Origin of the sequence: Mycoplasma leonicaptivi ATCC 49890 (genome assembly GCF_000622205.1) — a bacterium.
GTDB classification, from domain to species: domain Bacteria; phylum Bacillota_I; class Bacilli_A; order Mycoplasmatales; family Metamycoplasmataceae; genus Mycoplasmopsis; species Mycoplasmopsis leonicaptivi.
Map to the genome: position 1 here is coordinate 1 of NZ_JHWE01000030.1, position 10,726 is coordinate 10,726.

The window sequence follows — 10,726 nt, forward strand, 5'->3', positions numbered from 1 at the left end:
ATTTGTTTTACATCATTAACATTATTAAAATTATTTACCCACAAAATAAATAGTTTTTATGAAAAATATGGTGTTATTGAAAAAGTAACAGAAACGAACTTTATTAATACTATTAAAAAAGTAAGGCATAGAGTTGAAATAAATAAATCTACAAATAAAATTATTAATTATGAACGTGAAGACGTTATTAATGAACCATTAATTTGAAATAAATTTGATGAATACCAAAAAATAATAATTAAAAATTATCAATAAAAATACGTTTAGGCCTATATACAAGGTCTAAACGTATTTTTACGAAATAAAAGTGAGAAACTCGGGTAAAACTAATTTTGAAAGCAATTTTTCTAATGGTAACAAGTAAATTATATCAATAAAAACTTTTAGCACTGTATTATAGTGCTAAAAGTTTTTACCTTTGCAACTGGGAAATATTACTTAAATACTAGAAAATAGAAAAACATATGTATTAAACATATGTTTTTCATTTTAATAAAATTTAGGTTTGTTTTGGAATTCTTTTGCTTCAAATCACTCTGGGTAGTAGTATGATAATAACCTCATTCTTTCATAGAATGATGTATGTCCTAATGGAGTATTACCGTTACCATAAAAACTGCTTCTGTGTAAGTCGATAATAAACATTTGTTTGGTACCTTTAACATCAATATTATTTTTATCAGCTGCTTCACCACTAACAAAGTATCCAAGAACACCGCCTTCGTTATCTAACATAAGTGTTCCTGAAGAACCACCCGCTGTATCAATTGAATATTCATCATAAGTTACTGCGGGATTGTTAAATTTACCAGCACCATTTGGTCCACCTAAATATGAAATTGTATCAAGTGGTTTAATTGATGAACCTAATAAATATTCACGAGAACGTTTTGTTGCAGTTCTTGGTGAATCAACATTATTTGAAACACCAAGAGGGAATGGCGCTGCAAAAGCGTTTAAATTAACATAATTATCTAATCCTAGCGTTTGTGTGGATAATTTTAATAATGGAAGATTTTTTCATCCGTGAATAAATTTAATTGTTTCTTTTTCATTATCATCAAGGTTTCTACCATTGTATGACCATGAATCAGATGTGCCTTCTTTAAAATTATCAAAGAAGAATGAAAAGTCAGCAATTGCATACACAACATCAGCTACTCTTGAATCTTTACTTTTTGGTTGATCTCCTTGGTTATCCCTGTATTCATCAGATGTTGGGAAGGATTGTTCATTAAAGAAGTTGGTAATTGGTTCTAATGGAACATTTATTGTTCCTAATTTAAACGTATCTGTTGTTATTAATGGATAGGTTTTATCAGTTTTATGTCTTTGTTCTGTTGTTTGAATAGGTTTTTTAATATCAACATCTTTCATAATCCTTTTAACTCATGGATTTGTTGGACTTGTATAATCAGTTCTTCTGAATCCATCAAATACGTGTTCATTTGTAGTTACAAAGAATCTGTGATCACTATCATCGCTTGGTTTAACTTTACCAAGAATTGTTCAAGAAGCACCTTGTGTTTGGAATGCAAAACTACGTTTTCTTAAATCTTCTATTGATTTTTGTTTATCAGTATCATACAATCTAATTACAGTACCTTTTTCATGTTGTAATTTAGTATATAGAGTAAATAATTTATCTTTATCTCAGTTATCTACACCAATAATACTATGATTTGGATCATCAAATTCTGAACGGTCTCTATAAGTTACAATTTCTGAAGGTTGAGCAATTTTATTATTTTGATATTCTTTTTCAGTAAATTTCACATCAATACCTTGTTTGTCTCTATAAAATACATAAAGATGATGGTTTCCAATAAATGCTGAATTATAAAGGGATAAGTTATGATCTGGTTTAAAATCAAAAATCTTTGTATTTTCTTCATCTTTGGCAATTATTTCAAGTTTTAAATTATCGCCCTCTAATGAAACTTTAAATCTATACATTGAATTTAAAATTTTGTGATACAAGTTTTGTGTTTCATAGTTATCAGCACCATGTACTACATTAAATACAGAATTATCAATTGTTCTTTTTTCTTTAATTAATTTATAAGAAACTGGTACTTGAACAATGTTTTTGGTTGAAGAACCTGGTCCATGATCAGTTAAAACTTTATGAGTTGGATCAAATTCAAATACAAAATTAAATAAAACATCCTTAGCATCTAATTGATTTAAGTTTGTGTATCTTGAAAGGTCTTTTGTAAGTGTCGCTGTTGTATGTTGTTCATTAAATGAAACTCTTTTATTAACTAAAAGTTCTCTTCCTACAACACTTTTTAACACAACATCTTGATTATTTTCATCTACCATTTTAAATGGTTTATTTGTAGGGGTAGATGTTGCTCTTGGAGTACTATAAAATATTTCATATTTATAATTAATTAATGAATAGAAGTTTTGAATTGAATATGGTATTGAATTTTTTGTTTCGCTTGATAATGAAATATTTCTCAAATCAGTAGTTGTTAAATTTAATTTTCTTGTAATTAAATCATTATTACTTATAAGAGTTGTTTCACCTGTATCTGCTTCGTTTAGTATTTCACTATATAAGTCATAATTAAAGTATTTAACAAAACTTAAATCTGTTGTAGGTAATGTAACATTATTAATATATTTAGAACGTGTATATGGCTCTAAAACATTAACCTCTTTTAATGAATATTTAACTCTTTCCATAAAACCAGATAAAATAAATTTGTTAATTTTTTCAAATGGCACAAAAATACTTGGTCTTTGAACATAGTATCCACCATAAAATTCTGCTTTGTCATCTTTTGGAATATCAACTTCAAAAACAAATTCAAATCATTTATCCTTTAATGCTTGGATTTTTTCGTTATTCAAATCAAAATTAGCAGAACCATATAAGATTTTTTTATCTGAATCACCAATTACTTTAAAATCAGTTAAAGATATTGATTCAAAACCAACAGGTTTTGTAAACATATATTTATTATTTAAATCATAAACTGTTTCTCTTGAATCATATAGAGAATGTGTAACTATATAATCTTTTATATTACCTTGTAATTCTGATGTATTAAATGTACCGTTTTGTCCATTTTTATTTGAAATAGTAATAATTTTAGATCAAGGTTGTAAAGGATTTCTTCCTTTTACTAAGACCTTTAAGTCTTTTGATGAATCTAAACTACGATTAAAGGTAATTGTAACAGTTGAATTAGAAACAGAAACATTATTTATATCAATGTTTCTTGCAACAATTGTTGAATTTTGTTGATTAGGAATTCTTGGTTCTTGAAGTGTATTAGTTATAACTTCATATTTTTTACCGTTATCTTCATAGAAAACACCAATAGATCTTGCGTATTCTGTTTTATCAATTTCTGCCTTAATTTGTCTTGTGGTATTTGGTTTCTTAAATTCAAGATCTGTAACTGTTCCATCAACTTTTTGAACTCTTCAGAAAAATTTTGGTAAACCATTATCTTTGTTTATTTGAGGATCAAATACTCATTTTTTACCAAGACCTGGGGAACTTTGTAATTCTCAATTTTTATAATGTTTAAAACTAAACTCACTTGATCTTGTCCCAATCTTCTTAACCTCATAATAAGTATTTAATGACTTATTAAAATTACTAATTTCTGTATTACCATTTTTTTGTAATTTATTAATTTTAATTGAATCAATATTAGATGTAGTAATTGATCCACTAAACTTGCCATCATTATTTTTTGTTAAATTAACAGTTTTTGTTGTTTTTGTATTTGAACTACTTGTTTCTTCAAACTCTAATTTATATGATAAATTTTGTTCTGAATTAGGTATTTCTACTACTAATGATAAATTTGAATAATTTGCATCAAATGTTCCATTTAAAACTCTTGGAGTTTTTGTATATTGATCAAATGAATCCTTGCTATATGTTGCGTGTTTATCATTGCTATTAATAAATGATTGAAAATCAGAAGTAAAACTTAATGAAGTGTCTTTTGGTTGAATATTTTGCGGAGCATTATAATATGTGTTTCTTGTAGATATTTCAGAAAAAGCAGCAGTTCTTGTAAATGCACTTTCTGGCATTGCATCAAGTTGTTCTTCTTTATCATTATTTGCTGTTCTAAATGCTTTATTTGAAACATTTTCAAGAGGGATATTACTATCATTTATTGTTAATGAAGAAATTGTATACTCTTGATTTTTTGTTAAACCACTAAGGTAGAATAAAACATAATCTAATGAAGGATTGTATACTGATGTTGAATATTCTTGATCGCTAACTCTAAGTTTAAAGTTTTTAACATCTTCATCTGCAAGTTGATGTTGTGAAAATTTAACTCTAATATATGTTGAGGTGTTTTTAGTATCTTGTGCACTAATTTCAGAAACTATAAATCTATCAACTGGTTTTTCTGGTGTTGTAAAAGTTTTTGCTAAACTAGAAATATTTAAATTTTCATTATTTAATGTTATTGATTTAATTTCATATTGTGTTTGAGGTTTAAGATTGCTTAATGAAAATCTTGCTGAGTTTGAAACAATTAAATCATAATTACTATAATTTTGTGTAGTATTTGCTGCTACATCTAAAACTTGAATAATTAAATTTGAATTTGATTCAATGTTTTTATTAAATGTTAAATCAATATTTGTTTTATTATATTTAGTATCAGAAATACTTAAGTTTGTTAATTCTGTTGGTTGATTTGGTGTTTGTGGATTTACCAAAGTTGAAAAAGAACGTAAACTAAGTTTAGATAGATCTAATGTTTTGTTATTATAAGTAAGTCCTACTACATTGTACCTTGTATTTTCACTAAGATTTTGTAGACTAAAATCAAGCGTTTTATTATTTTGATCTAGTATACCATTTGAAAAATTAACAGATCCATTTGAATTACTTAATGTAAGATTAAAGTTTGTGTTTGATATATTTTGTAATGTATCAAATGTAAATCTTAAATTAGCTGAATTGTGTGAAACTGTTGAAACAGATAAATTTTTTAATGAAATTGTTTCAATATTTTGTGAAGAATTTGTATCTGTTGGTGTAGTATTTGTTCCTGAAATTGGATTACTTGGTTGTGGTGTGGGATTAGGTTGTGGATTTTGTGTTTTATCTGAACTACTGTTTAGTGTAGTAAAAGATTTAATAAAATATGAATTTGAAAGATCTAATTCTTTATCACCATTAAATATTTTTTCTATTTGATATTCTGTATTAGGAACTAAATCATTTAATTCAAAAATAACTTTTTTGTTATTTTCATCAACATTTGTTGCTGAAAATAAATTAGGATTATTTTTTAATAATAAACTAAATTCCTTACTTTCTGTTTTTCTAAATGTTAAAAAAGATAACTCTACTTTTGCAGAATTGTTTGTAATTTCTTTAACAGACATTGTGTCAATACGATTAGCTTTTGCTGGTGTTTCTTTTTGACAAGAAGCAGCAATTAACGGGAAAGCAATTAATGATGTACTCATTAATGTTAAATTTAATGCTTTCTTTTTAAAAATATTTTTCATAAATTTCCCCTTATGTTTTAATTTTAACACACTACAAAATAATTCAAATATTGGAAAAAGTTTAAAAAATATTAAATAAAAAGTCTTTTTTTATATTTTAAAAAAGACTTAATTAACTTTATTTTCTAACAACTTTTTAACTGGTTTATATTTTGTTCTATAAAAACCATCTATGATTCCGTGCTTTTGAATTGCTTCTATATGTTTTTTTGTTCCATACCCTTTATTATTTATAAAATCATATTGCGGAAACTTTTTATGAATTTCATTTAGTATTCTATCTCTAGTAACTTTTGCTATTATTGAAGCAGCTGCTACACTTTGTGATAAATTATCCCCTTTTATTAAATTTATTTGAGGAATATTAATATCTAGTTTTTCATAATCTGTTATGACAAAATCTACTTTATTAAAATTATTAACACATTCTTCCATTCCTAATATTGATTCTTTTTTAGGATTAGAATTGTTAATTTGTTCAACAGACCTTATTGAAATCTTTATTTCTAGTGCAACTTTTTCAATTTCTTTAAAAAGTTGTTCTCTTTTTTGCTCGCTTAGTTTTTTAGAATCCTTAATTTCTGTATTTTGATAATTATTAGGAAGAATTACACAAGCAGTAACTAATGGTCCAGCCAAACAACCACGTCCCACTTCATCACAACCAGCTATTCTTTTATATTTGTTTTTATAATTTTCATCAAAATTTTGAAAAAACTTCATTTTGTTCCTTTAAAATTCTAAATTTATTACCTAAATGATTTAGAGGAGATATAACATATTTTTTCATATTTCTCTTTTTTTTATTGATTTTTCAAAATAATCGCGATTGATTTCACAAGCAATATAATTTCTTTTATTTAATAATGCTGCTATTGAAATGGAACCAGAACCAGAAAAAGGATCTAAAATAATATCCCCTTCATTTGTATGTCTTAAAATAATTTCTTCAATTAATTTAATAGGTTTTTGTGTAGGATGAATTCTGTTCTTTCCGTTTTATACTGAAAAATTATATTCAGGTTTTTTATAAATTTCATCTTCTTTTAAATTAAAAGTTCATTTTGCACTTTTTTTTGCTCATATAGCAAATTCAAAGTCTGTAACATATCTTCTTTTAATATTTCTTGGCATCGGATTTGGCTTTATTCATCTTATTATATCTTTAACAATACAATCATTTTCTTCTAAAACAGAGGCAATTTCTCCAAGATTTTTTCAATCATTAAAAATAATAATGCTCCCACCTTTTTTAACAAGAGAAATTGCTTTTCTAACCATTCCCTTTGATTGAAATCTTTATCTCATTCACCAAAATCAATTCCTTGCCTACCAATAGTTTGAAAATGATTTTTTTTACTTATATTATATGGAGGATCAGTAATAATAGCATCAACATAAATTTTTTTAGCACTTAATTTTTCGAATAAATCAAAACAACTTTCATTAAAAATTTTATTTATAAACTCTTTTTTCATATCAACCTTAATATGTTTTATTATATAACAATGATATTTTATTTTTAAAATATTATTATAAAAAATGTATTTAAAAATATTAAATTAATAAGAATACCACAACAAAATCAAATCCAAAATTTTTATTCATTTTTTATTCAAATAAAAAAAATTTTTTATTTGACATTGTTTGACATTGTGTTTATAATATTTTTCCAAAATCACGAAAGGAATTATTATGAACAAAAAATTTAAAAAAATATTTCAACTATTGTTGCCAACAGTTGGGTTTTCTGCTGTTGCTGCTTCTTGTGGAAATTATGAAAAAAATAATGAAGAAACAAATCCAGAATGGATGTTAAACTTTTTAGATGATGATTCAAAAGCAAAATATCAAGAACAAATTAACAATTCTAAAAGTTCAAAAGAAGTTTCTGCACTTTATCAACAAATTAAACAAGAGTTGGAATCAAAAGGGATTAATACAAATAGAATTGAAAATTCTGCTTATGGTGCAAATCCTGAAGGAGCAGATAAAACATTTAACCAAACTGAAAAAGATAAAATTTTACTTGGAACCAGTTTTTCATTAGGTGGCCACCAGGTAAAAGGGATATCATTTATTTTAGCAGAATACAATAAACAAGTTAAAGCAGGTAAATTAGGTCCTAAGGCTAAAATAGTAGAACACGAACCTCTTGGTTCTGGTTATCCTGCTGGTTTAGCAAAAACACAAAGAGAATTAGGTTCACAAAACAAAGATGGTTTTTATAATATGATTATTAACTATCCTAATGTAGCGATTGATTTAGCTAATTATAATATGTTAATGTCTTTTAATTCATTTGATAAGAATACTAATTTTGATATTAACTCATTTGATTCAAAATTTGTATCCGCAAATTTTGATACTGAAAAAATCTTTAATGAAGGTACATATATATTACCTCTTTTAAAAAGTACAAATGTATTAACAATGAATACATCTGTTTTATCTTATGTTTTAGACACCTTAAAAGAAAATGGTGTATCAATACAAAATGGAGATAGAATTAATTTTGATGAATTAATTGAAAAAGGTAGAGGTGATAGAGAAGCGGTAAAAGAACTTTGAGGTCTTCCAATAACAAATATTAATGTTTTACTTGAAGAATCAGGATATAAAGGCCAATTCGTTTTAAATCAAGATGTGTTTTCAAACTATTCTGACTTAATAAAATTTGCAAATCTTGTGCAAAAAATGTTTACTAAATCTAGTGTTGGAGCTAGTTCAGATGTACACGTGCTTGGAATAGATGATGCTGCAGGTGTGTTTTATCAATCATTATACGCTGAACTTGATGGGGATAACTCATTAATGCCTGTTTCAAAAGATGAAACAACAAAAACATACAGATATAATAATTTATATGTTGGTGGTGAAGGTACTTTTAAAGCACAAACAATTTTTAGAGCATTAAATGATAGTGTTAACTTAGGTGCAACAGTAATGTTTAACAATGGACAATATGCGTCTGTAAATCAAAAATATCATAAAATTTTATTTGGTATAGCTTCAACAACAGGTTATGCATATAACTTTATTAAAGATACAGAAGACAATGTATCTTATCAAGGAAATACAGGTGAAAAATTTTCAACTAATTTCGACTTAAAAAGAAATGTAGATAATTTTGTTTTATTAAATAATTCATTAAAAAATAAAGAAAAACCTGCTGAAACAATTCTATATGTTGGTAAATATAATAATCCTGTTTTTGAATCGCCAGATTTTATTCAAAAAGAATATGATGTTGCTCTTGCAAACTCACAAGATAGAGTAAAAATGGAACAATTCCTTGGTGATAACATAAATTCTTCAATTGCTTGATTGATAAATGAAGAAATCATTAATAAAAATCCTGTTCTTAATAAATTACTTGAAATTACCAATGATAATTTTATGTATTTTGATGTTGTTAAAGGAACAAAAAACATTAAAAATAAAATGTTAATTTTTAAAGGTGTTTATGACAATAAGAAAAAAACTGTTTTTGATACAAAATTAAACGAAATTTTAAAACCTTCATTATTTAAAAAAGTAACATTATCGCAACAAGAAGTTTTAAATGAATCAGAATTGTTTGCAACAAATACACCTTCAAAATGAAGAAAAGAAAATAAACAAAATGTTATTTTTTCACAGGGACCATCAATTATGGGTATTCATTCAAACCCTTCTAGCAATGAAGCAACAAGAATCTTTATGAAATGATTAATTGATTCCAAAGAAAAGGTTAACTGAAAACAACATAATAAAGAACTTAAAACCGATTTATTATTGACACCTCTTGAATACTTCCAATCTATTACTGGTTACATAACACCGATTAAAGGTTTTAAAGATCAAAACAATGAAATAAAAGATAAAATTATTGGTAAAAATAAATTTTTAGAAATCGCTTTTGAAAGTTTTGTAAATGCTTCTAATACTGAAAATACACTTGTTTTTGAAGAACCTGTGGGTCAGCATTCAGATAAAATAAGATCTGAAATTAGAGCCGCATGGGATGATTTACAAAAAAATGCTGTTAATGGCGAAAGTAACAAAAACACCTATGACACTTGGGTTCAAAAAGCCACTGCAAGCACAAGAAATAAGTAATTTTATATAATAAAATCTAACACATATGCGTTAAGATTTGGGACTGTACGATATTTTGTGTAAATTCTCATAAACTTATTTTTTGATAATAAGAGAATTGCGATAGCAAAACACAAATCTGGTCTAATTATAACAAAAAACCAAACAAAAAGCAAAAATGCGGAAACTTAATTTTCCGCTTTTTGTTTTGTTTGGTTTTTTGTTGTTTTTAACCCTTCCGTCCCTTGATTGCAATCAAGGGAGACCTTACTTTTTGAAAAAAAAGTAAGACAAAAAACTTTGTAGTAAAATGTTTATTTTTCTTTAAAAATTATTAATAATTGGCTTAATATTTGACCTCAGTTAGGAGTTATTTTATCTCATTTTTGAAGTTGATTTGTTATAGCAAAATACACTGATTTCATTAAGGATTCTTCTGTTGGAAAAGAGGTTTTTGTCTTAGTTATTTTTCTTATATTTCTATTAAGATTTTCAATAATATTTGTTGAATAAATTAGTTTTCTTATTTCTTTTGGAAAGTTAAAAAATGTTACTAATTCTTCAAAATTATTTCTTCAACTTTTAATAGCATACATATATTTATCTTTTCATTTGTCTTCAAAAATTTGTAAAAACCTTGTTGCTTCATCAATATTATTTGATTGATAAATATTTTTCATATCTTTTGTAAACTCTTTTAAATCTTTATAATTTACAAATTTTACTGAGTTTCTAATTTGATGAACAATACATTTTTGAATTTGAGTATTAGGAAAAACCGCTTTTACAGCATTTGAAATACCAGTTAAATTATCACTAGAAAGTATAAAAATTTCTTGTACACCCCTTAATTTTAGGTCATTTAGTACTTGCATTCAATATTTAGCACTTTCTGACTCACCTATTCAAAAACCTAAAACATCTTTATTACCTTCTAAAGTGTAACCCATTACAATATATACTGATTTTTCAACAAGTCTATTTTCTTCCTTAACTTTAAATCTGATTCCATCAATAAAAACCATTGCATATTCTTTTTCTAGTGGTCTATTTCTTCATTCAATAATTTGCGGCATTATCTTATCTGTTATCCTACTAATAAAAGAAGGTTCAACATCAATACCATAAATTTCAT

General features: G+C 25.6%; 7 protein-coding genes. 2 read left to right on the forward strand and 5 right to left on the reverse strand.

Annotated elements, in window-relative coordinates; genetic code table 4:
• Positions 1-255 (forward strand): hypothetical protein (locus BU00_RS05230; protein WP_036458922.1); only part of this gene is annotated, 255 nt, incomplete at its 5' end.
• Between the two features lie 234 nt (positions 256-489).
• On the opposite strand, the gene BU00_RS0102175 is transcribed toward BU00_RS05230, so the two are convergent.
• The 4 genes from BU00_RS0102175 to BU00_RS05460 form a co-directional block, all read right to left on the reverse strand.
• Entirely contained in the window at positions 490-5,511 is a 5,022-nt protein-coding gene (locus tag BU00_RS0102175) for a DUF1410 domain-containing protein (RefSeq protein ID WP_027121306.1), read from the reverse strand.
• A gap of 108 nt (positions 5,512-5,619) precedes the next feature.
• Complete coding sequence (locus BU00_RS0102180; protein WP_027121307.1) at positions 5,620-6,234, reverse strand: ribonuclease HII; 615 nt, start codon at positions 6,232-6,234, stop codon at positions 5,620-5,622.
• Positions 6,235-6,273: 39 nt separating this feature from the next.
• The gene (locus BU00_RS05415) at positions 6,274-6,495 is read right to left on the reverse strand and encodes a DNA methyltransferase (RefSeq protein ID WP_211246793.1); all 222 of its coding nucleotides are present in this window, start codon (positions 6,493-6,495) and stop codon (positions 6,274-6,276) included.
• A gap of 15 nt (positions 6,496-6,510) precedes the next feature.
• On the reverse strand, positions 6,511-6,792 hold the full coding sequence (locus BU00_RS05460; protein WP_211246792.1) for a DNA methyltransferase: 282 nt from the start codon (positions 6,790-6,792) through the stop codon (positions 6,511-6,513).
• A 414-nt stretch (positions 6,793-7,206) separates the two neighbouring features.
• Between BU00_RS05460 and BU00_RS0102195 the strand changes: the two genes are divergently transcribed.
• Positions 7,207-9,612: a P68 family surface lipoprotein gene (locus BU00_RS0102195; RefSeq protein ID WP_027121308.1), complete on the forward strand. Its 2,406-nt coding sequence runs from the start codon at positions 7,207-7,209 to the stop codon at positions 9,610-9,612.
• 293 nt (positions 9,613-9,905) lie between these two features.
• On the opposite strand, the gene BU00_RS0102200 is transcribed toward BU00_RS0102195, so the two are convergent.
• Positions 9,906-10,726: IS256 family transposase (locus tag BU00_RS0102200; protein ID WP_027121309.1), on the reverse strand; the 821-nt coding region annotated here is incomplete at its 5' end.